Consider the following 24,808-nt stretch of genomic DNA (forward strand, 5'->3'; position numbering starts at 1 on the left):
CCTCGCCGTGACCTCGGTCGACACCGTCCCGGCCCCGGGCGCCGCCATCGAGCGGCGTCCGGGGTCGGTCCGGCTCCTGTGGCTGCTGGTGGTCCTCGCGCTGCTGGTGGCGCTGATGGCCGCCTCGGTGGCTATCGGCTCCCGAGGCGTGGGCTGGGCCGACATCGTCGCCGCGCTGGGCGGATCCTCGGACACCATCGCCGAGGCGGCGGTCACCAAGCGCGTGCCCCGCACCGTGCTCGCCGTCGTCGTCGGCGCGGCGCTCGGCCTATCCGGCGCGGTCATGCAGGGCGTCACCCGGAACCCGCTGGCCGACCCCGGCGTCCTCGGCATCAACATGGGCGCGTCGCTGGCCGTGGTGACCGGGCTGGCCTGGTTCGGCCTGTTCTCGGCGACCAGCATCATCCTCACGGCGATCGCCGGGGCGGCCCTCGCCGCGGTGTTCGTCTACGTCGTCGGGTCGCTGGGACGCGGCGGCCCGACGCCGCTCAAGCTGGCGCTGGCCGGCGCCGCCACCTCCGCCGCGCTCACCTCCTTCATCACCGCGGTCGCGCTGCCCCGCGGTGACATCGCCGCCAACGTGCAGTCGTGGCAGGTCGGTGGCGTCGGCGGTGCCACCTTCGCCTCCTTCCTCCCCGTGCTGCCGTTCCTGGCGGCCGGCCTGCTCATCAGCCTGCTGTCGGCCCGCAGCCTCAACTCCCTCGCCCTGGGCGACGAGCTGGCCGCGGGGCTGGGCGAGCGCGTGGCCCTGGCCCGCGCCGTCGCCGCCGCCGGCTCCGTGGTGCTCTGCGGAGCCGCCACCGCGGTCGCCGGCCCGATCTGGTTCGTCGGGCTCGTCGTCCCGCACCTGTGCCGGCTGCTGGTCGGCGTGGACCACCGCTGGCTGCTGCCCTTCTCGGCGCTGACCGGGGCGTGCCTGCTGACCGCCTCCGACGTCGTCGGCCGCATCGTGGCCCGCCCCAGCGAGCTCGACGTCGGCATCATCACCGCTCTGATCGGCGCCCCGCTGTTCATCGCCATCGTGCGCCGGCACAAGGTGCGCGAGCTGTGACCGCCGTCCTCGCGCCGTCGGCCGCCACCGTGGACGCCGTCGGCCGGGCGCGGGGCCGCCGCTCGTCGCGCCGGCGCCTGGTCATCACCGTGCTCTCGGTGCTGGTGGTCGGCGTCCTCGCCGCCACGCTGATGGTCGGGCGGACGTTCTACCCGCCCGGCGACGTGCTCCGGGTGGTGCTCGGCGAGCAGGTGCCCGGCGCGAGCTTCACCGTCGGCCGGCTGCGGCTGCCCCGCGGCGTCCTCGCCGTCGTGGCCGGGCTCAGCTTCGGCCTGGCCGGCGTCACCTTCCAGACGATGCTGCGCAACCCGCTGGCCAGCCCCGACGTCATCGGCATCTCCTCGGGCGCCAGCGCCGCCGCGGTCTTCGGCATCGTCGTGCTGTCGCTGAGCGGGACGGCGGTCTCGACCCTGGCCGTCGCCGCGGCGCTGGGCGTCGCGTTGCTGATCTACGGCCTGGCGTACCGGAACGGCGTCGCGGGGTCCCGGCTGGTCCTCATCGGGATCGGCATCGGGGCGATGCTCACCAGCGTCGTCAACTACGTGCTCACGCGGGCGGGGCAGTGGGACTACCAGGAGGCGCTGCGCTGGCTGACCGGCAGCCTCAACGGGACCACCTGGGAGGCGGTGCTGCCGGCGCTGGTCGCCCTGGCGGTCCTGGCCCCGGTCCTGCTGGGCCAGACGCGGAACCTCGGTGCACTGCAGCTCGGCGACGACACCGCCTCCGCGCTCGGGGTGCGGGTCGAGCGCACCCGCCTCGTCGCGATCGTCACCGCCGTCGGGCTGGTCGCCTTCGCCACGGCCGCGTGCGGGCCGATCGCCTTTGTGTCGTTCCTCGCCGGGCCCATCGCGGCCCGCGTCGTCGGGCCGAACGGCTCCCTGCTCGTCCCGGCCGCCCTGGTGGGGGCGCTGCTGGTCCTCGTCGCCGACCTCGTCGGGCAGTTCGGCCTGGGGACCCGCTTCCCCGTGGGCGTCGTCACCGGGGTGCTCGGCGCCCCGTACCTGATCTACCTGATCATCCGCACCAACCGCGCCGGAGGCTCGCTGTGAGCGGCACCCATTCCCTGGTCGTCGAGGGCCTGAGCCTCGGTTACGGCGAGCGCACGGTCATCGAGGGCCTGGACCTCCTCGTCCCGCCGGGGCGGATCACCGCGATCGTGGGTGCCAACGCCTGCGGCAAGTCCACGCTGCTGCGGTCGATGTCGCGGCTGCTCTCCCCGCGCGCGGGGCACGTGCTCCTCGACGGCCGGGAGGTGCACCGCACGCCGGCCAAGGAGCTCGCCCGCACCCTGGGCCTGCTGCCCCAGTCGCCGATCGCGCCCGAGGGCATCACCGTCGGCGACCTCGTCGGCCGGGGCCGCCACCCCCACCAGGGGGTCTTCTCCCGGTGGAGCCGGGAGGACGACGCCGCGGTGGCCGCCGCGCTCGAGGCGACGCAGACGACCGTGCTGGCCGACCGGGCGGTGGACGAGCTCTCCGGCGGCCAGCGTCAGCGGGTGTGGATCGCGATGGCCCTGGCCCAGCAGACCGACCTGCTCCTGCTCGACGAGCCGACCACGTTCCTCGACGTCGCCCACCAGGTGGAGGTCCTGGACCTGCTGACCGACCTCAACCGGGCGCGGGGCACGACGATCGTGATGGTGCTGCACGACCTCAACCTCGCCGCGCGCTATGCCGACCACCTGGTCGCCGTCGCGGGGGGCCGCGTGCACGCGTCGGGGGAGCCGGGCCAGGTGCTCACCGAGGACTGCGTCCGCGCCGTCTTCGGGCTGGAGAGCCGGGTCATCGCCGACCCGACGTCGGGCCGGCCGCTCATGCTGCCGCTGGGCCGGCACCACACCCAGGCGCCGGCCGGTACCGCCTGAGGGTCAGAGGTTCTGCACCAGGTCCGCGTGCAGGACGTCGTCCGCCGGCAGCGGCGCGGGCAGCCGGCAGTGGTCCCGGAAGACCTCGCCCATCGGTGCGAGGTCCCCGCGCCCGGGCCACCGCTCCGGGTCCCACAGGCCCGAGCGGAGCAGCGACCGGGCGCACTGGAAGTAGGCCCTGCGCACCTGCACCACCAGCGCCGACCGCGGGGGGCGCCCGAACTCGGTGAGGTCCGGGCCCACCTCGTCCGGGGGGACGACGGACGCCGCGCCGTAGACCCGCAGGGTCTCCTGGACGCCGGGCACCACGAACATCAGCGCGACGCGCGGGTTGGCCGTCACGTTGCGCAGGCTGTCGACGCGGTCGTTGCCCGGGCGGTCGGGGAGCACGAGGCGGTGCTCGTCCAGGACCTTGACGAAGCCCGGCTCGCCGCCCCGGGGCGAGACGTCGGGGAACCCGCCGGCGTCGGAGGTGGCGAGCGTCAGCCAGGGGGACTGCCTGATGAAGGCCTGGCAGTGCCGGTCGAGCCGGTCGACCTCCTTGTCCAGCGCGGCCTGGTTCGGGGGCCGGTAACCGGGGAGGGGCTCGGGTGCGCTCACGCGGGAACGGTAGAGGCGCCCCCGCGGGGCCCGCCGACGAGGCCGCGTCGTGGCGGCACGCCGTGTGACCCTTGACACATCGGCACCGGCGGTAGTCAATCACTCAACTACCCGCGGGTGCGCGCCCGCGCCGGTCCCACGAGAGGACGTCATGACCGCTTCGCCCACGCCTCCGACCCCCGCCGTGACGACCGACGTGCTGGTGGTCGGCTCCGGGCCGGCGGGCGCGTCCGCCGTCCTCTTCCTGGCCACCTACGGCACCTCGGCGCTCCTGGTCACCAAGTACTCCCGGCTCTCCGACACCCCCCGGGCGCACATCACCAACCAGCGCACGATGGAGGCGATGCGGGACATGGGGCTGGAGGACCGGCTCCTGCGCGAGGCCACGCCCTGGGAGTACATGGGCAACACGACCTTCTGCACCAGCCTCGCCGGCGAGGAGCTGGGCCGGATCCCGTCCTGGGGCACCGACACCGTCCGGCACGCCGACTACGAGCTGCAGAGCCCGTGCACGATGCTCGACGCGCCGCAGACGATCACCGAGCCCGTCCTGGTGCAGGCCGCGCAGGAGCGCGGTGCCCACGTGCGGTTCGACACCGAGTACCTCGGCCACGTGCAGGACGAGGAGGGGGTCACCACCACCGTCCGCGACCGGCTCACCGGGGCGCAGTACGCGATCCGGTCGAAGTACCTCGTCGGTTCCGACGGCGCCCGCAGCAAGGTCGCCGCCGACCTGGGCCTGCCCTTCGAGGGGCCCGGCGCCGTGGGCGGTGCGCTGAGCATCGTCTTCGAGGCCGACCTCTCCCGGTTCGTCGCCCACCGGCCCTCGGTCCTCTACTGGATGCTGCGGCCGGGCGCCGAGAAGGAGGGCGTCGGGCTGGGCGTGCTGCGCATGATCAAGCCCTGGACCGAGTGGATGCTCATGTGGGGCTACGAGGTCGCCGCCGGGCCGCCGGAGCTCACCGACGACGTCGTCCGGGAGCTGGCCGTGAAGCTCGTCGGCACCGACGACTTCCAGATGCGGGTGAAGTCCCGCTCGCCCTGGACGGTCAACCACCACTTCGCCACGACGATCGCCCGGGGCCGCGTCTTCTGCGCCGGTGACGCGATCCACCGCCACCCGCCGACGAACGGCCTGGGGTCCAACACCTCCATCCAGGACTCATACAACCTGGCCTGGAAGCTCGCCCACGTGCTCTCCGGCGCCGCCTCCCCGGCCCTCCTGGAGACCTACGACGCCGAGCGGGCGCCGGTCGCCCGCCAGATCGTGGAGCGGGCCAACCAGAGCATCGCCGACACGGGGAAGATCATCACCGCGCTCGACCTGACCGACACCACGGACGTCGACAAGCTCGACGCCCAGCTCGCGCTCCGCAAGGCGCCGGGGCCGGAGGGGGAGAAGGTGCGGGCGGCGCTGCGGGAGGCGATCGCCTACAAGGCCTACGAGTTCGACGCCCACGGCGTCGAGCACAACCACCGGTACGCGTCGTCCGCGGTCGTGCCCGACGGCACGCCGATGCCGGAGTTCCGCCGCGACCCGCAGCTGTACGCCCAGCCCACGACCTGGCCCGGCGCGAAGATCCCGCACACCTGGGTGACCCGCGAGGGCCACCGGGTCTCCACGCTCGACCTGGTCGGGCGCGGCCGGTTCAGCGTCGTCACCGGCATCGGGGGGGAGGCGTGGCTGGAGGCGGCCGAGGCCCTCGGTGCGGAGCTGGGGCTGCCGATCACGCCCGTGGCGATCGGGCCGGGGCGGGAGTTCGAGGACCCGTACGGCACCTGGGCGGAGCTCGGCGAGATCGACGACGGCGGCGTGCTGCTGGTGCGCCCGGACGGGGTGGTCGCCGCTCGCCACCGGTCGGCGCCGTCCTCGCCGCAGGCGGCCTCGGACTGGCTGCGGGACGCGCTGGTCACCGTTCTCCACCGCGCAGCCGGCTGAGCGTCGCCGGGTGGGCCCGCCGCTCCGGTGGGCCCACCCGGCGACGGCAGCGTGGAGCGGGTGACCGGGATCGAACCGGCATGGCCAGCTTGGAAGGCTTGAGCTCTTGGGTCGATCTCGGCTGGTCAGCACTGGCGCAGGTGGATCCCGTGCCTTTCGTGTGCCTTTAACCACGAGCGCACCAAGGGCACTCTCGGCTGCTCATCACCGTCCACCGTCCACCGACGCCGTCGGCGCGAGCACGGCCTCGTCACGAGAAGGCGGGGTCCGGCGAACACCTACCGGCGACGGCGCGCAGGGCCCGCTGGAGCATCAGGTCGCCTGGACCTGATGAGCGGTCGCCCGTCACTGCCCCTTGGAGACGATGTGGCCGGTGCTGGGGGGCGCGTTCTCAGGTCTCCGTAGGAGGCGATGCGAGGACGTCGACGACGATCACGTTCACCTCGCTGGTGATCAACCCGGTGTGCGCCACGAGGTGCTCGGTGATCCGGTTTCGAACCTCCTGCGCGACGCGAATGATAGGAACGCCGTAGTCGACGGCGATCTGGACGTCGATGACGACGTGAGAGCCCGCGATCCCGACGTCGGTAGCAGGTTCTCCCGCAGCGCCGGCGATCTCGGTGGGGGAGGGCGACTGTCCGGCCCCGGTCTCGGGGCGACCGTTGCCGAGGGCGACCGAGACGTGCGGAACGGACTCGGCGGCCAGTCGTGCGACGGCGCCGACGACGCGTGCCGCGATGCGGGTCTGCCCGGTCGGGTCGGTCAGGACGGCGTGCCATGCGTTGCGGGACAGTTCGCGGATCTGTGTCATGACTTCCTGCAGCAGGCCGGCCGGTGCGCGGACGTCTTCCGCTGCCAGTTCGGTGACGGGGGCCCACAGGTCGGCCAGCTCCGCCAGGGCGGCCCGGCAGTGCGGACAGCTGCGTTGGTGTGCCGGGTCACGGGGGGGAGCATGCTCGGCCACCTGGGTGAGCAGATCGTCGACGCCTGCGCCGCAGGGCAGGCGGTCGTCGTCCTCGCTGTTGCTCGGGAACACGGGAGTCACCTCCATTCCTGGAGCCGGGACAGCAGGGTCTTGCGCCCACGATGCGCCCTTACCTTGGCTGCTGTCTCGGAGATGCCGAGAATGCGCCCCATTTCAGCGTGTGTGTAACCGCCGAAGACGGTCAGGACAAGTGGCGCGCGTTGGTCGAAAGGTAGCGACAGCACCGCGGTGCGGACGGCGTCCCTGCGCTGAGCACGCACGGCCAGGTCCTCTGCCGACGTCGCCTGGGGTAGTCCTTCGGCTGATCCGATGTCGTCGGGCAGGGGCACGGTGAGCTTGCGAGCCCGCAGCACGTTGTGGCAGCGGTTGATCAGGATGCGCGTAACCCACGTCGAGAACTGCGCCTCACCGCGGAAGCCGTCCAGGTGCTGCCAAGCCTGCAGGAGGCACTCCTGCACCGCGTCCTGGGCGTCCGCTGGATGCCCCACCAGGCGCAGCGCCACGTGGTAGAGCCGGTCCTGGTGCGCGCGGACGAGCGATGCGAAGGCGTCCTCGTCGCCCTCCCTCGCCAGCGAGACCCAGCGCTCCTCCATCGGGTCGGTGCGGCCGGCGATGGGGTTTGCGTCCCGGGTCACCGGTGAAGCCCACGCTTCCGCGGAACCTTTTTCGCCATGAGCTGTAACCCTTCCACATCCAGTTGTGTCCAACTGGTGTAAGTCGGCGACCCGAGGGCACAGCCCCGGTCGCCCGTCGGTTTACGACGTTATCCCCCATCCCGGAAGAAGAGGTTCCCCAGTGACGCAGTCTCCGAGCTCTAGCACCTCCGCGTCGTCGAGCGCTGTCACCCAGGCGTCGCCGTCGGCTCTGCAGACCAGCCAGGGCACCACCACCGTCGCCGACAACGTCGTCCAGAAGATCGCCGGCCTGGCTGCGCGCGAGGTGTCCGGCGTCTACGCTCTCGGCGGCGGCGCGGCACGCACCCTCGGCGCGCTCCGCGAGCGCATCCCGGGCGCCACGCAGTCGGCCGGTCAGGGCGTTTCGGTCGAGGTCGGGGAGAAGCAGGCAGCGGTCGACCTGGACCTGGTCACCGAGTACGGCGCCCCCATCGCCGATGTCGCCCGGTCGGTCCGGCGAAACGTCATCGCGTCGGTCGAGGGGATGACCGGTCTGCAGGTCACCGAGGTCAACATCTCGGTCAACGACATCCACCTGCCGTCCGACGACGAGGGCTCCCAGGAGCCTCCGCGGGTCCAGTGACCTCAGCGTCCAGTGCTTCGGCCGCGGTCGCGGCGATGTCGGAGGCCGAGCTTGCCGACGCCATCGCCGCTGCCGCGGTCGCCTGCCCCGCCGTCGCATCGCTGTCCCGCGGCAGCGGCCTGCGGAACGTCGCAACGTACCTACCGGGGCGTCGGGTCGACGGGGTGCGGATCGAACCCAGCCGCGTGTTGGTGTCGGTCGTGGCCGTCCAGGGCGTTCCGATCATCGCGATCGCCGACCAGGTGCGTCGCGCGGTCGAGCCGCTCGTGGCCGGACAGCCGGTGGACGTGCACATCGCGGACCTCCAGCTGCCCGAAGAACAGCCGCCGGCCCTGCCCCCCGGGCCGTCCGGTGTGGGGGTTGCGCAGGCCTGATGCCTGAGACCACCGACCCGGAGGAGCGTCGCCGACGGCGCGCGCTGCTCCGCGCGCACCATCCCGACCTCGGGGGCGATCCGTCCGAGTTCCTCCGGGTCATGGCGGAACTCGAGGGGCGAGCCCGCAGAGCAGGTCCCCGGCCGGCGGACGACATCCGCTTCGTCCGCCGGCCCCGGGGTCTCGCCAGGATCGCCGCCTGGTTCCACCGGCGCCGCAGACCACGGCGCGTTGTCTGAACTGCCCTGAACCCGTCTTGTCCTGGAGGTTGCCATGCCACCCACCGTCGTGGGTCTGTTCACCGGTCTGCTGCTCGGTATCGCCTGGGTCATCGGCGGCTTCGACGCCTTCGTCGGAACCGCGGTGCTCGGTGTCATCGGCTTCGTGATCGGCAAGGTGGTGTCCGGTCAGCTCGACCTCACGCCCTACCTCGGTGGGCGCGGTCCGCGGTGAGCAGCGCCGTCACACTTCCCCCCGATGGCCCGCAGGCCACCTCCGGGCCGGACGAACACGGCGCCGCCCTCCCGGAGCTCGGCGACCCCGCCGAGCGGGGCACCCTCGAGATCGCCGACCGTGTCGTCGAGCGAGTCGCCGGCTATGCGGTCACGCAGGTCGAGGGTGCGACCGCCGCTCCACGCCGGCTGCTCGGCATCAACGTCGGGGACGCCCGCCCGGACAAGGAGGCGTCCGTCGACGCTCGCGTCGACGGGCACACCGCCACGGTCGACGCGACCGTGGCGATCGGCTGGCCCGCCTCGGTCCGCACCGTAGCCAGCCGGGTGCGCGAGCGGGTCCGCAAGGATGTCGAGCACATCACCGGCGTCCGGGTCGCCCACGTCGACATCGACGTCGTCAGCCTGAGCACGCCCTCCGCCCATCGGCGACGCGTCCAGTGAGCCCCGACTCGACCAAGGAGTGTCCATGTCCATCGTGAACCGGGTCATCGCGACGGTGCTGGCGCTGGCGCTCCTCTTCGGCGGCCTCCTCGCCGTCGTGGAGATCGTCCTGGCCGCCCTGGGGCGTCCGTACTGGTTGGTCCCCCACCCGATGTGGAGCACGTGGCTGGGTGAACAGTCCTTCACCGGCGGCGTCGTCCGCGCCATCCTCATCGGCCTGATCATCATCGGGCTGCTCCTGCTGGTGGTCGCCCTCCGCCGCGGCAAGCCCGGCTCTCTCACCCTGCCGGGTCGCACCGACGGGGTTCGCGTCACCGCCTCGCGCCGCGGTATCGAGCGATCCCTGTCCACCGCTGCGCGTCGAGCTGACGGCGTGAAGACCGCCAGCGCCAAGGCCGGACGTCGCACCGTGCGGGTGAAGGCAGCCACGGCCATGCGCTCCCCGCAAGAGCTGCAGCAGCCGGTCACCGCAGCTGTGACCGAGCGGCTCGACGAGCTCGGGCTGTCCGACGTCCTCCGTCCGCGCGTCACCGTCTCTGGAAAGTCCTCGCGATGAGCTCACGTGTCAATGGCGTCAACCGCACGATCCTGGCATTGCTGGGGTTGCTCCTGCTCGCGGCCGGCGGGCTCGGGCTGGCCCTGGGTTTCGGGGCCTTCGGCGATGGCGATCAGCCCGTTCTGCCGCAGCCCGTGCGCGACTTCGCCCGGAATCAGCCGTGGTTCTGGTGGGCCGTCGCTACCGTCTGCCTCCTGCTGGCCCTGCTCGGGCTCCGATGGCTGCTGGCCCAGCTGCGCACCGACCGGATCGGGCGCCTGGAGCTGACCACCGACGACCGCGACGGACTCACGACCGTCCACACCAGTGCGCTCGCCGATGCCATGGAGGCCGAGGCCGAGAGCCTGCGCGGCGTCGCCGGGGCATCGGCGCACGTGCTCGACCGAGGGGGTCGACGGGTCGCCCTGGCCGTGGACCTGACCGACTACGCCGACATCGCCGAGGTCCGGCAGGCCTTGGAGGACCGGTTGGTCAGCAACATGCGGCAGGCTCTGGACGACCCGCAGCTGCCCATCGACATCGAGCTCCGGCCGGGTCGGACCCGGTCGGGTGGACGCGGCCTCCTCTGACCCACGATCCCGGCTGTGGCACGCCTTGCGCTGGTCGAAATTCTGGGAATTCGCCTATGACTGGGTGACAACTCGGCGTGTTGTGGGCATGGGCGTTTACGTCGTATCCGCGTTCCGGGTGCCGCCGCCTGCTAGGACCTCTCGTGCAGCTTTCAAGGACTAGATCCTCGAGCTCCTCCGCTCCTAGAGGGTCGACACGGACGAGGACGCCGGGCTGGTCAGCAAGTTCGGCATCGACCCGAAGCAGCTGCTCGGCGACGTCGGCAGTGGTCTGGGCGGCAAGCCCGGTCTCTGACCGCCGGCACCGGCAGTACCGCCGATCCGCTGCCGGCTCGGGGTTGCACGACCTGCAGCAGACATGACGTGCGGCAAGTCATCACCCGTTCACCGGGCACTCGTCGAACTCGTCCCGGTCCATCCCCAGGAGACATCGTGATCTGGAACATCATCGTCCTGCTCGTCATCGGCCTCGTCGCCGGCCTCATCGCCCGAGCGGTCATCCCCGGCAAGCAGGACCTCAGCATCGCCATGACCATCGTGCTGGGCGTCATCGGTTCGCTGGTCGGCAACCTGCTCGGGGGCCTCATCAGCGGTCGAGGCTTCGAACTCGGCACCGCCGGATGGATCGGCTCCATCTTCGGCGCCATCGTGGTGCTCGGCGTCTACCTCGCCGTCACCGGGCGACGAGGCGCGCGATCCCGCTGACCACCGGTTCGACGAACCCGAGACTGCGCCGGAGCTGACGAGCCCATGACGGTGGCACTCTTCGCCCTGGCCGCTCTGCTCTCGGCGTTCGCCGCACCGATCATGGTCCAGGCCGGAAAGAAGCAGCCTCCGAGGACGTCGCGGTGGAGACCGCGTCGTTGGGGTTGAGCCTGGCGGCCGCGGGTGCGGTCGCCGCGATGTCCGGGGCAGCGATCTTGTCGTCCGGCGAACTGTCGCCCGCGGGAATCGCACCGTTCATGCTTGCCGTGCTGGCGGTGGGGCTGCCGATCTCGATCAGCGTCCTCAGGACCGGCTCCGCACGAGAAACGGGTGACGATGGCTCTGCGGGCGACTGAGGAGCAGCTGCACCACGAGGTCCTGGCTCTCGTCGACGCTCCGTCGTGTCGAGCCATGCCGGCCGACGGCCTCCGTGCGACGTGAATTCCGCTACGCGGCGGAAGTCGTCGCACTTCTGCTGAGTGTGCTCCTCCGGCTGGTTGCCACCGAGCTTGTCCTGGCGCTGGCTCCCTCGGTGGCCTTCCGCTGGCGCGCTGGGCCGTGCGTCACGCCTCGAAGTTCGGTTGAGATCCGCTTGCCCAGGCCCGGGACGAAGCTGACTCCGCGGGTTGATGCGCGGCAGCAGCAGGACGCCCACGTCGAGCCAGACCTGACCGGCTTCCCGCGGCTTCGCGGAGTGGGCCTCACGACCGTGAGCCAGCGCGACCTGATCATCCAGATGTGAGAGGCAGCACCATGACGACACCAGCGGAGCAGAACCCCAGAGCTACCGCTGCAAGCGACGTCTCTCCAGGGTTGAGCGGCGAAGCCGAGGCTGATATTTCGGGGGTCACCTTGACCAGGGAGGACGACTCCCAGGACGACGACTTGCCCTCTGACCCTGACAACGCCTGACCTGGTCCACATGAGCGGCAGCGGGTGGTCCCCATCGTGGGGAGCACCCGCTGCCGCTGTTGAGTGTGTCGGGCCGCCGTCAGTCGGCCAGGGTGACGGACGTCTTATCAACCTCGAGGTGGTGGCCTTGGGCGTCGAGCTGAGCGGCGCCTTCTGCCTCTTCGAGACCCACCTGCTGGGCGAACCCGGAGGAGTGGGCGACGACGGTGCCTTGGAAGTCCACGGTGTCGCCTTCCTGCACCTGGTAGGGCGACTCGCCGCTGCCGGTCAGCTGGACCCAGATCCGCTCCGTGTCGGAGGTGCCCACCCAGAATCCTTCGTCGGCAGGGACCGACAGCACCTGCACCGCGCTGCCCTGGGCCGGGCGGCCCGAGACCTGTGCCAGGGCGGGGGCCGGATCGGCGCCTGCGGTCAACGGCAGCACGGAGGTGTCGCCGGCCGTGATGGTGCCGGGCTGGCCGCTCGCGCCGCCGTCGCTCGGGCTTGCGGTGCTCGATCCGCTGGGGGAGGTGCTGCCGGACTCGGGAGACGTGGATGCGCTGCTACCCGTGCCCGCGGACGAGTCGCTGGTGCCGGAGTCGCCGCCGTCGCCGCACTGACTGAGCAGCAGCGAGCCGATCACGACGGCAGCGAGGAGGAGCAGCAGCGGAAGGAGCCAGCCAGCCCGTCTCCGTGTCGGCTTTCGGCCGCTGACCGGGGTGGCGCCGGCCTGCGGGCCGGTGGAGGAAGGGGGTGTCGAGGGCATGTGTCAGCTCCGAGCGTAGGTGTCTTGAGAACGGCCGCGCGGGGGATGCGCGGACGATGATGTGGGTCGAGCGGTCAGTGATTCAGCCGGGCGAGCCCCGCGTCGTCGAGGTGGGCCCCGGAGTTCCTGCAGCGAGTCACCCCGCAGCTGCTGGCCGAGCTCGTGGCGGAAGAAGGCGTCTGGCTTGGCGGCTCTCCTAGTCCCGGATGAGTTCGTCGCGCTTGGCCGCGATGCCGGCCATGAGCTCACCGAAGGACGCGACGAACTCCTCCACGCCCTCCTGCTCCAGCACCGCGGTCAGGTCGTCATAGTCGACGCCGGCCTCGGTGAACGCTTCCAGCGTGCGGCGGGCGCCGTCGACATCGGCCGTCAGCGTCTCGGCGACCGTGCCGTGGTCGAGGAAGGCCTCGGCTGTGTCGCGAGGCAGGCAGGTCACCGTCTGCGGGCCGACCAGGTTCTCGAGGTAGCGGACGTCGCGGTAGGCCGAGTTCTTCGCTTCAGTGGATGCCCACAGGCAGCGCTGGGGCGAGGCGCCGGCGGCTGCCAGGTCATCCCATACCGCGCCGGTGAACATCAGCAGATACGTCTGGTAGGCCAGCTTGGCGGTGGCGATGGCCAGCGTGCCCTTGAGGTGTTCGTGGCTGCCGAGGTCGTCGAGCCAGCGGTCGGCCTCGGTGTCGATCCGGGACACGGAGAAGGAGGCGACCGACGCCACTGACTGCAGGTCGCCACCGGCCGACTGCAGCTTGCGGAGCCCGCGGATGTAGGCGTGCGCGGCGGCCCGGTGCCGGTCCAGGGAGAACAGCATACTGACGTTGACCGGGATGCCGGCGGCGATCGTCTCTTCGATGGCGGCGACCCCCTCGTCCGTGCCCGGGATCTCGATCAACAGGTTGGGCCGGTCGATGAGCCGGTGCAGCCTGACCGCCTCGGCAACGGTGGCTTCGGTGTCGTGCGCCAGGTGCGGATCCACTCTCGTGGAGACCCAGCCGTCCCGCGTCTGATCGCTGCGGGTGTGCACCCCGGCCAAGGCGTCGCAGGCCGCGCGGATGTCGTCGATGGCCAGCGCCAAGAACACCTCCTTGGGGTCGGTCTCGGCGGCGAGCGCGTCGCGCAGCTGCTCGTCGTAGGCGTCTCCCTCGACGATCGCGGTGCGAAAGGTCGTCAGGTTCGAGGTGAGCCCGGTGACGCCGCGGTCCAGCAGCGATGCAAGACCGCCGTCCTTGAGGAATCGGCGGGACAGGTGGTCGATCCAGGCGCTCTGGCCGGTTTCTGCCAGGCGCTGCAGCGAGGTGCTCACGTGGCTCTCTTCGTCGTCTTCGCCGTCGGCTGCATGCCGGTCTCGGCGGATGCGCGTCGGCGGGTCGATGCCGATGGAGGATGGAGGCGACGAGCTGTCCGGCGTTCGTCCGTCCATCGGCTCGTGAGGGGCATCCGTCATGGGGACGTACAGGTAGTTGCCGAGCTGATCACGCGCAGGCCGGTGTGAGCGGGGCTGGCGGACCAGGCGATACAGCGCTGACGCGGCGCCGACCGGCAGCTCGACCCAGGCGGGCGGCTCCGGATCGATCACCTGCCATTGCTGGCCGTGAGCCGGGCCGCTGTAGGCCCGGGCCTCGTGGCCACGGTCCCAGCTGTCCGGACCACGGATGACGTTGCCTGAGGGCTCGCCGTCGGAGTTCGACATGGTCGCTCTTCCCACTGGGACGCCCGTCGGACCGCTCGAGGAGACCGGTCCGACGGGCGTCGGCCGGCTGCGCTCAGGCGCCGAAGCCGGCGCGGTCGACCTTACGGTGGTAGCGCTCACCGAGCTTGCCGCCGAGGAGGGCGCCGAGCAGCGTGATCAACAGGGCCACGATGCCGGCGATGATGCCAGCGGTGGTGAGGGTATCGCCGCTGACCGGGACGGTGGGCATGTTGAGCTGGGAGAGCACGTTGTACTCCGAGCCGAGGACGGCACCGGCAATGGCCAGGGCGGCGACGATGAGCAGACCGATCAACCAGACGGCGAGTCCCTGCTTGAGGCCGTCGAAGCGGGCCATCCGACCGGCCACGTAGCCGCCGGCGAGGTAGGCCAGGAAGAGGACGACGGTCAGGGCGATGCCACCGGCGATGCCGATGGTGTCGGCCTGGTCGGTCGCCTGCTGGGCGGCCTGGTCGGCGGAGGAGATCTGGGTGAGGCCGAAGGCGACGCCGGCCGCCGACAGGATGGCGAGAAGGATGACGGCCAGGCCGTTCGCCGAGAGCCAGCCGAAGAAGGCCGCTCCCCACTTGATGCCACCGTAGCGGTCGTGCTGGGCATCAACGGCGTCACGGGCGGCGCCGCGGGTGGCGTGCGCCCCCTCGGTGGAGGCGGTGGCGTCGAGATCGGATCGCGTGCGGTCGTGGTCGGGCATGGTTGCTCCTGAGTGCGGTGGGGGCGGGGCAGCGGTCACCGGGGCTGGATGTCCGCCGACCTGGTCGTGCAGCTCTGCTGGGGTCATCGCTGGCAGCCCGTGTCGCCGCCGTCGGGGCGGCTCCGGGGTGCACTGATGGTGCGGGTGGCTCCGTCGTGCCACTGGGTCTCGATGCGGACGCCATCGACCGGTGGTCCCGCGAGGTTCGGCGTCGGCGCGGGGCGCCGCTGCTTCCCCTCGGCCACAGTGGTCCTCGCTCCAGGTTCGAGCCCAGCTGATCGTGTGGCAGGGAGCCATCGCGGAGCCAGACGGAGAGGACCCCTCCGTCTGGCTCCAGCGGTGACTCAGCGGTTGCGGTCGACCGCGTCGGTGTCGAGCTCGATCTGCTCCTTGCGCACCGTTTCGCTTACCTGCTGCTGCTCGGTCACCGTGTCGACGTCAAGGCGAACGCGCTCCACCGGCACAGCCTCCTTCTGCACGACCGGACGCTCGGCGTGCAGCACCACCTCGTGCTCCTCCTCGGAGATCGCCGGGCCATCCATCGCGTTGCCGACGTTGGCGTCGGTGATCGGCTCCCGCTCCAGGCGCACCTCTTCGCGCGACACGGGGACGTTCACGGTCTGGTTCTCGGTGACCACGTACTTGCGCAGCCGCGCCTTGCCCGTCTCCACCCGCTGGGTGCCGACCTTGAGCTGCTCCTCGGAGCGGGTCATCGCGTCGTCGGTGGTGAGGCCGGAGGTGTCGTGGCCGACCGTGCGGCCCTGGACGTCGTCGAACACGCCGTCGCCGTCAGCGTCGCGGCGCTCAGGTCGGTCGCTCCCGCCAGCAGCCAGGCCGGTGTCCGGCTGGGTGCCGCCGAGTCCGTAGTAGCGGTAGAGCTCCGACTCCTCCTCCGGAGACAGGTGGCCGCTCTCGTCATCGACGCGGGGAGCGTCCTTGACCGTCGCCTTCTCGTACGGGAAGCGGACCTGGTCACCGGAGAACTCGGCTTGGGCCAGCGGGATGAAGGTTTCCTTGGTGCCGAACAGGCCGGTGTTCACCGTCGCCCATTCCGGCTGCCCGGTCTCGTCGTCGAGGTAGACCTCGCCGACCTTGCCCAGCTTGCCGCCGTCGCTGGCGACCGCGGTGCTGCCGATGACCTGGCTGATCTGCTGTTCGGTGATCATGAGACTCCTCGCGGGTGAGGGTGGGACAGAAAGTTGCGCCGCGCATCCCTCTAGGGGGTGACGCCGGGGGCGCTGCAGGCGGCCTGGGATCTCAAGCCGCGGGCACTCAACTGCCCATCTGCTTACGGGGTAAACATGGCGATCTGCGACTTCGCAGCGCAAGGGCCGAACCCGGATGACTGGATCTCTCCACCGTCGCTGGGGGTTGGCGGCGTTCGGTACAAGGGGGCCGCATGGTCGGTGACGCCTTCACGGGGCGAGCAGCGGCCGACGTCGGGAAGACTGGGCGCCATGGCTGCAGAGGAATCAGACAGGCGACGTGGGGGTTCCGTGAGCGGATCAGACGGTCCCGTCGATGCAGATACCCCAGAGGCGCGTGGCGGGGCGGCTGCGACCATCCCGGCGGCACCACCAGGAGCTGGGCGAACCTCGTTGGATCGGAGGCGGGTGCTGGGAGCGGCGCTCGCGTTCATCGACGAGAACGGCCTCGACGCCCTGACGATGCGCGGTCTGGGGGCCTATCTCGGCGTGGAGGGCATGGCGCTGTATCGCCACGTCTCGGGCCGGGACGCACTGCTCGACGGGGTGGTGGAGATCGTCATCGACGAGCTCTACGGAGACCCGGACGTCCACCTGCGGCCGACGCACGGTTGGCAGGACTTTTTGCAGCGCCTCGCGCACGGTTTGCGGCGCATCGCGCTGGCCCATCCCGCCGTCTTTCCGCTGATCGCCACGAGGCCACCGGCGGCTCCCTGGGTCCGCCCTCCGCTGCGCAGCCTGCGCTGGGTGGAGTCCTTCCTCGACGCGCTCGCCGAGCACGGGTTCACCGACGAGTCTGCGGTGGCCGCCTACCGGGCCTACACCAGCTTCCTTCTCGGTCACCTCCTGCTGGAGGTGTCCCAGTTGGGCGTTCCGATCAGCTCGCGGGACAAGGAGGCTGCCGAGCAGGAGTCGACCACGGATCTGAGCGAGTACCCCCACCTTCTGCGGGTGGAACCGCTCCTGTCCCGGGATGAGTCCGCAGCCGAGTTCGAGGAGTCTCTGGAGAACCTTCTCGACCGCCTCGAGCGGTTGCTGCAGTCTCAGCGTTCCGGCCGACGCAGTCGCTGACGCCTCGCGGTGCCACCGACACCAGCGTGAAGGTCCGGCAGCCCAGCCATTGCCAGGTCAGCTGGGTCGCCGGCGAGCCCGTCGAGCCGGGCATCTGCAGACTGCAGCTGGCACTCGACCAAGGGCTCTGAGAAGAGGTCCTCACGCTCGACCCCGGCGGAGCGGGCAGGCAGCAGGTCCTGGCCGACATCGGCTTCGTGCATCACGACATCGAGCGCTGGGTGCTGATGCTCAGCGCGCCTTCCGCCGGCAGCTGATCGTCGCGGGGCTCGGGGTCCGCCTCCCGCGCCCTCATGCCGTCGTCCTGGAGCAGGTCGGATGGTGCTGCAGGACACGCCGACGACGGCGGTCCTGATCAGCGTCGAGCGGCTTGCTCGGCGACCATGCGGACTGGACGAAGCCTCCACCTTGAGCCAGAGCTAGGTGCGGCTCGTGGACATCGGGCGGCCCATGCGCTGGGCGATGTTCTCCAAGACGGACTTGAGCTCGGCGAACTCGGCGACGGTCATGCCCAGCTCGTCGATCATCATCTGCGACAGCGAGCACGAGGGGTCCTCGAGGGCGCGGCCGGCGTCCGTGAGTCGCACCAGGACCAGCCGCTCGTCGTCAGTGGAACGGTGCCTGGTGATCAGGTCGAGCGCTTCGAGGCGCTTGATGAGCGGGGACATCGTGCCCGAGTCCAGGCCTAGCCGGGCACCGAGCCCGTTGACTGTCATGCCGTCGGTCTCCCACAGCGCCATCAACGCCAGCCACTGCGGGTAGGTGATGCCCAGGTCGTCGAGCATCGGGCGGTAGCGGGCGGTCACTGCTCTCGAGGCTGAGTACAGCGCGAAGCAGATTTGGTCGTCGAGGAGCGTGCTCGGCTGCGGAACCGTGTCCATGGGGGCAGTCAACGGCACAAAGGTTGCGCGCGAGCGAAATCGAACGTGTCACGGTGCCCCTGGTGCAGATGGGGCAAACGCCCACTGAGGGACGGCCCCCTCTAAAGAGTGACCGCCGCACGCCGAAAATTTCTCAAGCAACTCTTATGCGTGCCGATGTCTTGTGTACGAGAGAACCATACCGGTTCCGAAACTCCGACCACCACGGACGGTGGTCGACCAAGGAATGGAGACCGCCATGTGCGCCTGCACCCACAACCACGGCACGCCCGCTCGTCGCACCCGCAAGCGCGTCGGCGTCGTCCTCTCCACCACCGTGCTGCTCATCGGCGGCGGCGTCGCCTGGGCAGCCTGGACGACGAGTGGGACCGGTGCCGCCACCGCGCAGGCCACCACCGCCGACAGCCTGGTCGTCGGCCCGGGAACACCGGTCGGCACGCTGTACCCCAAGCCCGCCGGCGGCTACGGCAACGGCACCGTCGGCGCCGTGCACACCACGGTGGCCAACCCCAATGCCTATCCGGTGCGGATCACGCAGGCCACCGTCGGCGCGATCACCATCACACCGGCCAGCGGCAAGACCTGCGCCGCCGGAAGCGTCATCGCCTCCACCCCCGGGCCGATGACGCTGACCACGCCCATCAGCCTCGCGGCCAACTCCTCGCCCACGGCCGTGGACATCCCCGGCGCGATCGAGATGATCTCCTCCGCCGAGGACGGCTGCCAGGGCGCCGCGATCAGCCTGACGCTGACGCTCACCGCGGCGTCGGCCTGACGGCACCACCGACCGAGAGGACCCTCCCGTGCTGGCCCGTCTCGCGAGCCTGCTGCTCGCCGCCTCCGCCGTGCTCGTGCTCGGCGTCACGCCCTCGGCGGAGGCGGCCTGGGCCACGACCGGCGTCGGGCCGGCCACCCAGAAGGCCATGGCCATGCCGACCGGCACCATACCCGTGAGCGTTCACGGCGTGAGCCTCGGTGCGGTCGGACGGGCCTACACGATCACCTGGCCCACCGCCTGGCTGCAGGCCGGACGACCCGCCACGGGGTACATCATCAATCGCAGCTCCAGTCTGCTGGGTCAGGCCCTGCTGTCCGGCGGCAGCTGCGCCGGCCTGTCCACCAGCAGTCGGTACGTGCCCGTGGACACCATGGCATCCACCCAGACCTGCACCGACGAATCACTGGTCACCCTCGGAACCGTCCGCTACTCGGTCACCCCCGTCTACGGCAACTGGCGAGGACAGCCGTCGGACTGGACCCCAGCGTTCAACTGACGCAAGAGGAACGCCAGGCGTGCTGCCCCCTATCGACGCTATTGGGAGGAGCCAAGGCGCGGCTGCCGACGGTGCGGGAGCGGCGACGAACGCTGGGCACGTCAAGTTTCACGAGATCGCTTCCAGTTCGCTCTCACCGGCTCGCCGGTGCGATAGGGGACTAGGCCGTGGTGGGCCCGAGGTCGGCGAGTTGCCGCTCGTTGCCGGTCCGCCACTCCAGCAGCACGATGCTGGCGTCGTCCTGCAGGTGGTCGGCCTGGTGGTCCAGCACGCGGCGCATGAGCCGGCGGAGAGTCTCCGGTGCCGGGTCGCCGTCGGCCGCGGCGCGGTCGATGAAATCGCCCAGCCTGTCCTCGCCGAAGAACTCCCCCTCCGGGGAGCGGGCCTCCACGATGCCGTCGGTGTAGAGGACGACGCGGTCGCCGGGGTGGAGCTGGGTCACGCAGACGTCGGGCTTTCGGAGCTGGAGCCCCAGTGGTGGGTGTGGCTTGCACGGCCCGGGGTCCAGCAGGGCGCCGTCGCGGACGATGAGCGGCGTGGGGTGGCCTGCGTTGACCCATCGCAGCTGGCCGGTGTCCAGATGCAGGCGGGCGATGGCGGCGGTGGCGAACCGGCTGCCGCTGAACTCGCTGGCGATGACGCGGTTGATGGCTGCGGCGATGTCGGGCAGGTCCCATGCGTTACGGCGGGCGTGGCGGTAGGCGCCGACCGCGGCCGAGGCCAGCAGAGCAGCGGGCAGGCCGTGCCCGACCGCATCCAGCACCATGAGGTCTGCATTGGGGCCGTTGACGGCGTAGTCGAAGGTGTCCCCGCCGATGTCGTAGGCCGGCTCCAGCGCGCCGGCGATCACCACGCGGTCGGAGGCGAAGGTCAGCGGCGGCAGCAGGTCCCACTGGATCTCCGCGGCCAGGCTGAGGGTCTTTCGGCGGCGGAGCTGGGCGAAGATGTCGGTGTACTGGCCGTTGACGACGAGCAGCTCGGCGACCAGGCCTGCGAACGCCCGCAGTCGGCCCTCCAGCTCCGGCGTGAGATCCGTGACCAGCATCTCGACGACGCCCACGCGCTGCACCCCGTCGACCAGGGGGATCCACAGTCGGCGCGCGCGTGGGTTGATGCGGGTGGACTGCACCTCGACCCGGCGGAACGCCCGGCCGCCGACCGTGCCGTCGACGCTGAGCTCCTGCCGCACGGGCACGCCTTCGCCGCGGATGGGTTGCAGAAGGAGCTGCTCGTAATCGGTCAGGTAGATGACGGTCTCGGCGGCGCCGAGCTGGCCGGCACGACGCGCGACCACCGCTGAGAGTTGGTCGGGTGCCAGCAGGTGGATGTCGTCGAGCAGAGCCTGCAGTGGGTCGACGTCGATCACGTCGGGCAACGTATCCGGATAAGCGGGGTGTCACATCATGGCGGGCCACCTGATTGGTTCCTGCGGAATGCGACGTTGCTCACTACTCTGAGTCGGGTGCCTACCTACCGCCTCGTAGCGCTCGAGCGGACGCAGTCCGTTGTCTTCGACGCCGTCGACGATGACGCCGCCGAACAGCAGGCCCGCGAGACGTCCTGCCGACTCCCGGAGCCTCCTCGAGGCTGCTTCGCGACGTTCCTGCTGGAGCGGGAGATCGACCGTCGTTGGTCGACGGTGCGTGCCTGGGTGCCGGAGCGGGGGGTTCTGCCGCTGCGCGGCTACGGGACCTAGGGCGCGCTGCGGCCGGTTCCGATCGCCGGGAGGTTGGTCAGCAGCCCGTGCAGCTGGTCGACGACATCGGCGTCGGCCAGCTGTTCCTCGAGCTCGAGCAGGATGGCGTAGGCGTCCCTGGCCAGCTGCAGTCCCCGCTGGGGCACACAGACGAGCCGGCCGCCGCGGCGAGTCGGGTCATCGAGCATCTCCAGCAGCCCGAGCCGGACGAGGCCCTGGACGAGGTCGGCAGTGGCCTGCCTGGTGTTGCCCAGTCGCCGCGCGAGCTCGGCGGGATGGACGGGGAAGTCGCTGAGATGAGCAAACACGGCGGTCTGCGCCGCGGACAGTTTCGGCCAGCCGCGACGTTCGAGTTCGGCGCGCGACTGCTCGTCGAACCAGCGGCTGGCCAGGAGTAGCAGTCGCGCGAGTGGGGGCCGTGCGCCAACTCGCCGTGCCGTCATCTCACCCACCATAAGCACCCGTGACGAAAACGCATTGTCGTGGCGCGAATTACCCGGTCAAGGCTCTGGAGTGTCATGTAACCTGACACGCGTTTCACGGATGAGTTGTGGCAACGTGAAGGCAAGTGGGGGATTGGGGCGCGTCCGTGGGGTTGTACCGGCTCGTCGACGACGAGGACAAGGAGCTGGTCTCGTTCGAGACCGACGACGACGCGAAGGCTGTTCGCGAGGCTCGAGACTGGACGCACGGGCGCGTCGGTGTGGCCGCGGTGTTCACCCTGCAGGTGCAGCGGGGCGACGAGGGCGCCTGGGCCGAGCTCCGCACATGGGTTCCCCGCCCGCAGAAGTAAGTGTGGCAAGAGGCGAACACCTGGTCGGACGGCAGGGTCGTCAAGAAGTCCGGTATCGCGCGGCCGTCGTCCACCGACACCTCCTGACCTCCATGTCAGTTGCAGATCTTTGGTCCTCGGCCGTCCGCCGTGTACGCAACGACCCGGCCGCCATCGCTGAGCTCCGGGCTGGGCTGCGCGCAGCGGCCGAGGCGCTAACCGCGGCCGGGCTGACGTTTGACCTTCCCGACGTGGACGCTTGGCTGCTAGCCGGCTCGCCCGACGAGTGCCGCCTTGCGTTGACTGGACGCGGACAGCCGCTGGTCTGGCAGCACCCAGCATGGGTCGAGTGCCGATCGGCTCGCCAACTCGCTAATGCACTCGAGCGGGCGGCCGACCGGTACGTGCACGACATCGTCTAGGTGGTCATGGGGTGCGTCGGTTGGTGGGCGGTTCCTCGACTTGGGGTGCAAGCCATAGCTCAGCTCCATAGTCAATAAGTCGCTGCTGTCGCACCAGCGCGTCGAGCGCCATCGGAACGCGCCGGCGAGGCGACCGGGGCCCGGGCACTACGGACCAGTCTTCGTCGGATCTCCGCCGCCGTGCGGCGGTAGACGGCGTCGGAAGACTGATCGACGTGACCGTCCGGTTCGCCGAGGCGTCAGACGGTTGTGGTCAGAGATTAGAGGAAATGGCGGTCGAGCCGCAGGCGGGTCAATTCGTGCCGAAGCGACGTCGGTGCTCGTGTCAGCGCTATACGCCGGTTGGAAGAAAGAGCATGTGCACCTCAACGCAGGTGCCAGGTCACCACGGAGATCGACGCGCAGGGGTAACGGGTCATTTGTGCGGGGCGTCTGAACCCATCCGCAGATGTCAGGTTTTGCCAGCCGAATCGGTTCCGTATTGGGGTGCAGAAGCCTCGGCGTCTGGCCAGCCCCATCCGTCCGGGTCCACAGCATCGTGAACATGAAGCCCGGAGCGTGTGCGCTTCGCGTGATACATGGCAGCGTCGGCTTGTCGCAGCAGTGCCGCAGCGCGAGCCGTTGGCTGCTCGGGACGAGGGACCTGGTCCGGCGCCCCTGACGCGTCGTATCCAGTCACGCGCGCGACCCCAACGCTGGCGCCGATGGTCACGCGATGGCCGTCCACCGCGTAGGGCTGCCGAATGACTTCGATGAGACGGCGTGCAACGTCCGCCACCAACGGAAGGCTCGATTCCGGGAGCACGATGACGAACTCATCGCCGCCGAGCCGCCCGACCCGGGCATCGGCGCGAAACTCGCCCGACATGCGTAAGGCAACCGCAGCCAGGACCCGATCGCCCGCGTGGTGGCCGAAGCTGTCGTTGACCCCCTTGAATCCATCGAGGTCGATGAGCAGTACAGCTCCTCGCCAGACTGGGTCGGTTTCTGCCAGGGCCTCTTCGAGGTGAGAAATGATTTCTGACCGGTTGTAGAGGTTAGTCAGGGGATCGTGGGTTGCGCGATGTCGCAGCTCCGCGACCGCAGATTGCCGCTCTGCCGCCTGACTTCTCAGGTCCTTCGCGCGTCGAAGACCGAATATCAACATGAAGGCGTGCGCGCCGGCGATCACCAGAATGACGTCGTCACCGAGTGGAAAGTGCGCTGCGGACCAGGTGGCGATGTGCGCAGGCAGGTCACGAGCGAGGCTCAGGCAAGCAAGGATCACCGTCGCCAGTGCTACCGCTCCTGCGTCACGGCGTACTCGTTTCCGCAGTGGGTCGATCATGTGGCGACCTGCTGACGAGGTGTGACGCAGCGTCCGGCGACCACTGTGCCCACCTCCCGCGCTCGTTGTCCTTGGACTCTGAAGATCGGCTCCGATCGATCGTTACTTGAGCGCCTTGGGTTGCTTCAGCAAGAGCATCCGCTCGGCATCGAGTGCTCAGGCCAACAGTGCGCACCCATGCGTCGCCGCACTTGAGGAGATGCACGCTGGTGGAGCTCCGTGCTGGATCAGGGCATCCGGTTCCATACGCGCGCACGAAGCTGCGTCGAATGGGCTCGAGCGAGCGGAGCGGTGGCTCGAAAGGCTGGGGTGACCGTCAGGAGGCCGAGCGTGCCCGCGAGACGGTCGGCTTCCTCACGGTTTTACGTCGAACAAGCCATGGAGTCCAGTCAGATCCAGGATCTTCCGTACGGATTTGCTCGGACGGTGCAGCGCAGGGCGTCCGCCATCGGCCCGGCTCGCCAGCGTCATGCGGACCAAAAAAGCTAGTCCGCTGGAGTCCATGAACGTGACAGCGGACGCATTCACCGAGAGGCGGGTGTCGTTCCTCAGTGCTGCGATGTCGTCAGGCGCGGAGGCGTTGAATGCAGCGACCACAGCCACATCGATCTCGCCATGCAGCTGCAGGACGGGACCGGCGTCCGTGTAGCCGACCACGATGGACCCTGGTGGATGTGGGGGTGCGGAGTTCACGGATCGTGCTTCCTTCTGCTCATGGAGCGTTGCGTGTACATCGTAAACAGCCGCTCGGGAAGCAGGTGTACCGGCCGAGGAGTGCGACCAAGGCAGCGAATGAGCCCGAGTTGCGGGGATCTTCCTGCTGCGTACGCCGGCGGCGGGATACCCCCGTACCGGTCGAGTGCTCGGTCAGCCGAAGGCGCCGCGACGTCGCGGAGCCATCCTTCGGCAGAACGCCCACACAAGCTTGCGCTCGGCCTGCGTCACCCATCCGTGCGCAGAGGCCAGTGCAGCCACGAGCCCGAGACCCAGGCCACCCTGAGATGGGTCTCGGCCGACGGCCGGCGTCGGCGGACTGGTGGCGGCGGAGTCACTTACTTCGACCAGTAGCCCTTCGGAGCCAAATGAGACTCGAGCGCGCACGGGGCGGCCGCCGTGCCGCAGTGCGTTGGACGCCAACTCATCGAAGGCCAGCAGAAACTTTTCCTCGAACTCGATGTCGCTCACCGGCTCAAGACGGCTCACCAGCGAGAGCAGGCCACGAAGCTCCGCACGCACGGCAGGCAGTTGATCGGTGCTTTCCAGTTGCCAGGTCCAGATGTTGCCCGTGATCACGGGAGGCGGCTGCTGCAC

31 protein-coding genes are annotated in these 24,808 nt (G+C 70.2%); 18 read left to right on the forward strand and 13 right to left on the reverse strand.

The annotated features are described in order from the left end of the window. Positions 1 to 7 precede the first annotated feature (7 nt). Genes E4P43_RS10130 through E4P43_RS10140 form a run of 3 tightly spaced genes read left to right on the forward strand, consistent with a single transcriptional unit; the run spans position 8 to position 2,915 of the window. Positions 8 to 1,051 carry an iron ABC transporter permease gene (locus E4P43_RS10130; RefSeq protein WP_135145337.1) on the forward strand — a complete coding sequence of 348 codons (1,044 nt, stop codon included), beginning with the start codon at positions 8 to 10 and terminating at the stop codon, positions 1,049 to 1,051. Then, positions 1,048 to 2,100, forward strand: a complete 1,053-nt coding sequence (locus tag E4P43_RS10135) for an iron chelate uptake ABC transporter family permease subunit (RefSeq protein WP_135145338.1) — start codon at positions 1,048 to 1,050, stop codon at positions 2,098 to 2,100. Before E4P43_RS10130 ends, E4P43_RS10135 begins: the two co-directional genes overlap by 4 nt. After that, positions 2,097 to 2,915, forward strand: a complete 819-nt coding sequence (locus E4P43_RS10140; protein ID WP_135145339.1) for an ABC transporter ATP-binding protein — start codon at positions 2,097 to 2,099, stop codon at positions 2,913 to 2,915. The genes E4P43_RS10135 and E4P43_RS10140 overlap by 4 nt, the downstream gene beginning before the upstream one ends. Before the next feature lie 3 nt (positions 2,916 to 2,918). On the opposite strand, the gene E4P43_RS10145 is transcribed toward E4P43_RS10140, so the two are convergent. Further along, entirely contained in the window at positions 2,919 to 3,515 is a 597-nt protein-coding gene (locus E4P43_RS10145) for an MSMEG_1061 family FMN-dependent PPOX-type flavoprotein (RefSeq protein ID WP_135145340.1), read from the reverse strand. Between the two features lie 151 nt (positions 3,516 to 3,666). Between E4P43_RS10145 and E4P43_RS10150 the strand changes: the two genes are divergently transcribed. Further along, a complete protein-coding gene (locus tag E4P43_RS10150) occupies positions 3,667 to 5,454 on the forward strand; it encodes an FAD-dependent monooxygenase (protein ID WP_135145341.1) in 1,788 nt (595 codons plus the stop codon). Between the two features lie 391 nt (positions 5,455 to 5,845). On the opposite strand, the gene E4P43_RS10155 is transcribed toward E4P43_RS10150, so the two are convergent. Together E4P43_RS10155 and E4P43_RS10160 are read right to left on the reverse strand one after the other, a co-directional pair. Continuing rightward, positions 5,846 to 6,490, reverse strand: a complete 645-nt coding sequence (locus E4P43_RS10155; protein WP_167759144.1) for an Asp23/Gls24 family envelope stress response protein — start codon at positions 6,488 to 6,490, stop codon at positions 5,846 to 5,848. Positions 6,491 to 6,495: 5 nt separating this feature from the next. Further along, entirely contained in the window at positions 6,496 to 7,074 is a 579-nt protein-coding gene (locus tag E4P43_RS10160; protein WP_135145343.1) for an RNA polymerase sigma factor, read from the reverse strand. A 160-nt stretch (positions 7,075 to 7,234) separates the two neighbouring features. Here E4P43_RS10160 and E4P43_RS10165 point away from each other — a divergent pair, with 160 nt between their 5' ends. From E4P43_RS10165 to E4P43_RS10210, 9 genes are all read left to right on the forward strand, one after another. Next, the gene (locus E4P43_RS10165) at positions 7,235 to 7,696 is read left to right on the forward strand and encodes an Asp23/Gls24 family envelope stress response protein (RefSeq protein ID WP_135145344.1); all 462 of its coding nucleotides are present in this window, start codon (positions 7,235 to 7,237) and stop codon (positions 7,694 to 7,696) included. Positions 7,697 to 7,731: 35 nt separating this feature from the next. Continuing rightward, complete coding sequence (locus E4P43_RS10170; protein ID WP_135145345.1) at positions 7,732 to 8,070, forward strand: hypothetical protein; 339 nt, start codon at positions 7,732 to 7,734, stop codon at positions 8,068 to 8,070. A gap of 273 nt (positions 8,071 to 8,343) precedes the next feature. Beyond that, positions 8,344 to 8,523 carry a hypothetical protein gene (locus E4P43_RS10180; RefSeq protein ID WP_135145347.1) on the forward strand — a complete coding sequence of 60 codons (180 nt, stop codon included), beginning with the start codon at positions 8,344 to 8,346 and terminating at the stop codon, positions 8,521 to 8,523. Further along, a complete protein-coding gene (locus tag E4P43_RS10185; protein ID WP_135145348.1) occupies positions 8,520 to 8,966 on the forward strand; it encodes an Asp23/Gls24 family envelope stress response protein in 447 nt (148 codons plus the stop codon). Before E4P43_RS10180 ends, E4P43_RS10185 begins: the two co-directional genes overlap by 4 nt. Positions 8,967 to 8,991: 25 nt before the next feature. Then, positions 8,992 to 9,522, forward strand: coding sequence for a DUF6286 domain-containing protein (locus E4P43_RS10190; RefSeq protein WP_113801751.1), 531 nt, complete (start codon positions 8,992 to 8,994; stop codon positions 9,520 to 9,522). Next, on the forward strand, positions 9,519 to 10,091 hold the full coding sequence (amaP, locus tag E4P43_RS10195; protein ID WP_113801750.1) for an alkaline shock response membrane anchor protein AmaP: 573 nt from the start codon (positions 9,519 to 9,521) through the stop codon (positions 10,089 to 10,091). The genes E4P43_RS10190 and amaP overlap by 4 nt, the downstream gene beginning before the upstream one ends. Before the next feature lie 432 nt (positions 10,092 to 10,523). Further along, positions 10,524 to 10,796 carry a GlsB/YeaQ/YmgE family stress response membrane protein gene (locus E4P43_RS10200; RefSeq protein WP_113801749.1) on the forward strand — a complete coding sequence of 91 codons (273 nt, stop codon included), beginning with the start codon at positions 10,524 to 10,526 and terminating at the stop codon, positions 10,794 to 10,796. Between the two features lie 143 nt (positions 10,797 to 10,939). Then, complete coding sequence (locus E4P43_RS10205; RefSeq protein WP_135145349.1) at positions 10,940 to 11,152, forward strand: hypothetical protein; 213 nt, start codon at positions 10,940 to 10,942, stop codon at positions 11,150 to 11,152. 74 nt (positions 11,153 to 11,226) lie between these two features. Further along, positions 11,227 to 11,538, forward strand: a complete 312-nt coding sequence (locus E4P43_RS10210; protein ID WP_135145350.1) for a hypothetical protein — start codon at positions 11,227 to 11,229, stop codon at positions 11,536 to 11,538. A 249-nt stretch (positions 11,539 to 11,787) separates the two neighbouring features. On the opposite strand, the gene E4P43_RS10215 is transcribed toward E4P43_RS10210, so the two are convergent. The 4 genes from E4P43_RS10215 to E4P43_RS10230 form a co-directional block, all read right to left on the reverse strand. Continuing rightward, positions 11,788 to 12,330 carry a hypothetical protein gene (locus E4P43_RS10215; RefSeq protein WP_135145351.1) on the reverse strand — a complete coding sequence of 181 codons (543 nt, stop codon included), beginning with the start codon at positions 12,328 to 12,330 and terminating at the stop codon, positions 11,788 to 11,790. Positions 12,331 to 12,649: 319 nt separating this feature from the next. Next, positions 12,650 to 14,140, reverse strand: a complete 1,491-nt coding sequence (gene tal / locus E4P43_RS10220) for a transaldolase (RefSeq protein ID WP_209313824.1) — start codon at positions 14,138 to 14,140, stop codon at positions 12,650 to 12,652. A gap of 73 nt (positions 14,141 to 14,213) precedes the next feature. Beyond that, positions 14,214 to 14,849, reverse strand: coding sequence for a hypothetical protein (locus tag E4P43_RS10225; protein ID WP_135145352.1), 636 nt, complete (start codon positions 14,847 to 14,849; stop codon positions 14,214 to 14,216). A 344-nt stretch (positions 14,850 to 15,193) separates the two neighbouring features. Beyond that, positions 15,194 to 16,015: a PRC and DUF2382 domain-containing protein gene (locus E4P43_RS10230; RefSeq protein ID WP_135145353.1), complete on the reverse strand. Its 822-nt coding sequence runs from the start codon at positions 16,013 to 16,015 to the stop codon at positions 15,194 to 15,196. Positions 16,016 to 16,462: 447 nt separating this feature from the next. On the opposite strand from E4P43_RS10230, the gene E4P43_RS10235 reads away from it, so the two are divergent. Continuing rightward, positions 16,463 to 17,125 (forward strand): TetR/AcrR family transcriptional regulator C-terminal domain-containing protein, encoded by a 663-nt coding sequence (locus tag E4P43_RS10235; protein ID WP_245159059.1) that lies wholly within the window; start codon positions 16,463 to 16,465, stop codon positions 17,123 to 17,125. Between the two features lie 419 nt (positions 17,126 to 17,544). Here E4P43_RS10235 and E4P43_RS10245 read toward each other — a convergent pair whose 3' ends face one another. Then, positions 17,545 to 18,006 carry a MarR family transcriptional regulator gene (locus E4P43_RS10245; protein ID WP_135145354.1) on the reverse strand — a complete coding sequence of 154 codons (462 nt, stop codon included), beginning with the start codon at positions 18,004 to 18,006 and terminating at the stop codon, positions 17,545 to 17,547. A 238-nt stretch (positions 18,007 to 18,244) separates the two neighbouring features. On the opposite strand from E4P43_RS10245, the gene E4P43_RS10250 reads away from it, so the two are divergent. After that, the gene (locus E4P43_RS10250) at positions 18,245 to 18,781 is read left to right on the forward strand and encodes a hypothetical protein (RefSeq protein WP_135145355.1); all 537 of its coding nucleotides are present in this window, start codon (positions 18,245 to 18,247) and stop codon (positions 18,779 to 18,781) included. 28 nt (positions 18,782 to 18,809) lie between these two features. Beyond that, positions 18,810 to 19,280 carry a hypothetical protein gene (locus E4P43_RS10255; RefSeq protein WP_135145356.1) on the forward strand — a complete coding sequence of 157 codons (471 nt, stop codon included), beginning with the start codon at positions 18,810 to 18,812 and terminating at the stop codon, positions 19,278 to 19,280. A gap of 160 nt (positions 19,281 to 19,440) precedes the next feature. Here E4P43_RS10255 and E4P43_RS10260 read toward each other — a convergent pair whose 3' ends face one another. Beyond that, complete coding sequence (locus E4P43_RS10260; protein WP_135145357.1) at positions 19,441 to 20,646, reverse strand: PP2C family protein-serine/threonine phosphatase; 1,206 nt, start codon at positions 20,644 to 20,646, stop codon at positions 19,441 to 19,443. Between the two features lie 96 nt (positions 20,647 to 20,742). Between E4P43_RS10260 and E4P43_RS10265 the strand changes: the two genes are divergently transcribed. Further along, complete coding sequence (locus tag E4P43_RS10265; RefSeq protein WP_135145358.1) at positions 20,743 to 20,976, forward strand: hypothetical protein; 234 nt, start codon at positions 20,743 to 20,745, stop codon at positions 20,974 to 20,976. Here the strand turns inward: E4P43_RS10265 and E4P43_RS10270 are convergent. Continuing rightward, a complete protein-coding gene (locus E4P43_RS10270; protein WP_135145359.1) occupies positions 20,973 to 21,419 on the reverse strand; it encodes a helix-turn-helix domain-containing protein in 447 nt (148 codons plus the stop codon). The two genes, E4P43_RS10265 and E4P43_RS10270, sit on opposite strands and share 4 nt — an antisense overlap. Before the next feature lie 146 nt (positions 21,420 to 21,565). On the opposite strand from E4P43_RS10270, the gene E4P43_RS10275 reads away from it, so the two are divergent. Further along, on the forward strand, positions 21,566 to 21,769 hold the full coding sequence (locus tag E4P43_RS10275) for a hypothetical protein (protein WP_135145360.1): 204 nt from the start codon (positions 21,566 to 21,568) through the stop codon (positions 21,767 to 21,769). An 852-nt stretch (positions 21,770 to 22,621) separates the two neighbouring features. On the opposite strand, the gene E4P43_RS10280 is transcribed toward E4P43_RS10275, so the two are convergent. The 3 genes from E4P43_RS10280 to E4P43_RS10290 all read right to left on the reverse strand — a co-directional run bounded on the left by E4P43_RS10280 (position 22,622) and on the right by E4P43_RS10290 (position 24,790). After that, positions 22,622 to 23,497 carry a GGDEF domain-containing protein gene (locus E4P43_RS10280; RefSeq protein ID WP_135145361.1) on the reverse strand — a complete coding sequence of 292 codons (876 nt, stop codon included), beginning with the start codon at positions 23,495 to 23,497 and terminating at the stop codon, positions 22,622 to 22,624. 354 nt (positions 23,498 to 23,851) lie between these two features. Beyond that, a complete protein-coding gene (locus E4P43_RS10285) occupies positions 23,852 to 24,154 on the reverse strand; it encodes an STAS domain-containing protein (RefSeq protein ID WP_205730296.1) in 303 nt (100 codons plus the stop codon). Between the two features lie 210 nt (positions 24,155 to 24,364). Then, positions 24,365 to 24,790 carry an ATP-binding protein gene (locus tag E4P43_RS10290; RefSeq protein WP_245159060.1) on the reverse strand — a complete coding sequence of 142 codons (426 nt, stop codon included), beginning with the start codon at positions 24,788 to 24,790 and terminating at the stop codon, positions 24,365 to 24,367. Positions 24,791 to 24,808: the final 18 nt, after the last annotated feature.

It is taken from the genome of Blastococcus sp. TF02A-35 (assembly GCF_004571075.1).
Taxonomy (GTDB): domain Bacteria; phylum Actinomycetota; class Actinomycetes; order Mycobacteriales; family Geodermatophilaceae; genus Blastococcus.

Bases quoted from the DNA above. Each gene is read 5' to 3' on its own strand.
- E4P43_RS10150 (WP_135145341.1), top strand. From the start codon at position 3,667: ATGACCGCTTCGCCCACGCCTCCGACCCCCGCCGTGACGACCGACGTG.
- E4P43_RS10170 (WP_135145345.1), top strand. From the start codon at position 7,732: ATGTCGGAGGCCGAGCTTGCCGACGCCATCGCCGCTGCCGCGGTCGCC.
- E4P43_RS10180 (WP_135145347.1), top strand. From the start codon at position 8,344: ATGCCACCCACCGTCGTGGGTCTGTTCACCGGTCTGCTGCTCGGTATC.
- E4P43_RS10190 (WP_113801751.1), top strand. From the start codon at position 8,992: ATGTCCATCGTGAACCGGGTCATCGCGACGGTGCTGGCGCTGGCGCTC.
- amaP (WP_113801750.1), top strand. From the start codon at position 9,519: ATGAGCTCACGTGTCAATGGCGTCAACCGCACGATCCTGGCATTGCTG.
- tal (WP_209313824.1), bottom strand. From the start codon at position 14,140: ATGTCGAACTCCGACGGCGAGCCCTCAGGCAACGTCATCCGTGGTCCG.
- E4P43_RS10225 (WP_135145352.1), bottom strand. From the start codon at position 14,849: ATGCCCGACCACGACCGCACGCGATCCGATCTCGACGCCACCGCCTCC.
- E4P43_RS10230 (WP_135145353.1), bottom strand. From the start codon at position 16,015: ATGATCACCGAACAGCAGATCAGCCAGGTCATCGGCAGCACCGCGGTC.
- E4P43_RS10245 (WP_135145354.1), bottom strand. From the start codon at position 18,006: ATGGACACGGTTCCGCAGCCGAGCACGCTCCTCGACGACCAAATCTGC.
- E4P43_RS10250 (WP_135145355.1), top strand. From the start codon at position 18,245: ATGTGCGCCTGCACCCACAACCACGGCACGCCCGCTCGTCGCACCCGC.
- E4P43_RS10270 (WP_135145359.1), bottom strand. From the start codon at position 21,419: ATGACGGCACGGCGAGTTGGCGCACGGCCCCCACTCGCGCGACTGCTA.
- E4P43_RS10280 (WP_135145361.1), bottom strand. From the start codon at position 23,497: ATGATCGACCCACTGCGGAAACGAGTACGCCGTGACGCAGGAGCGGTA.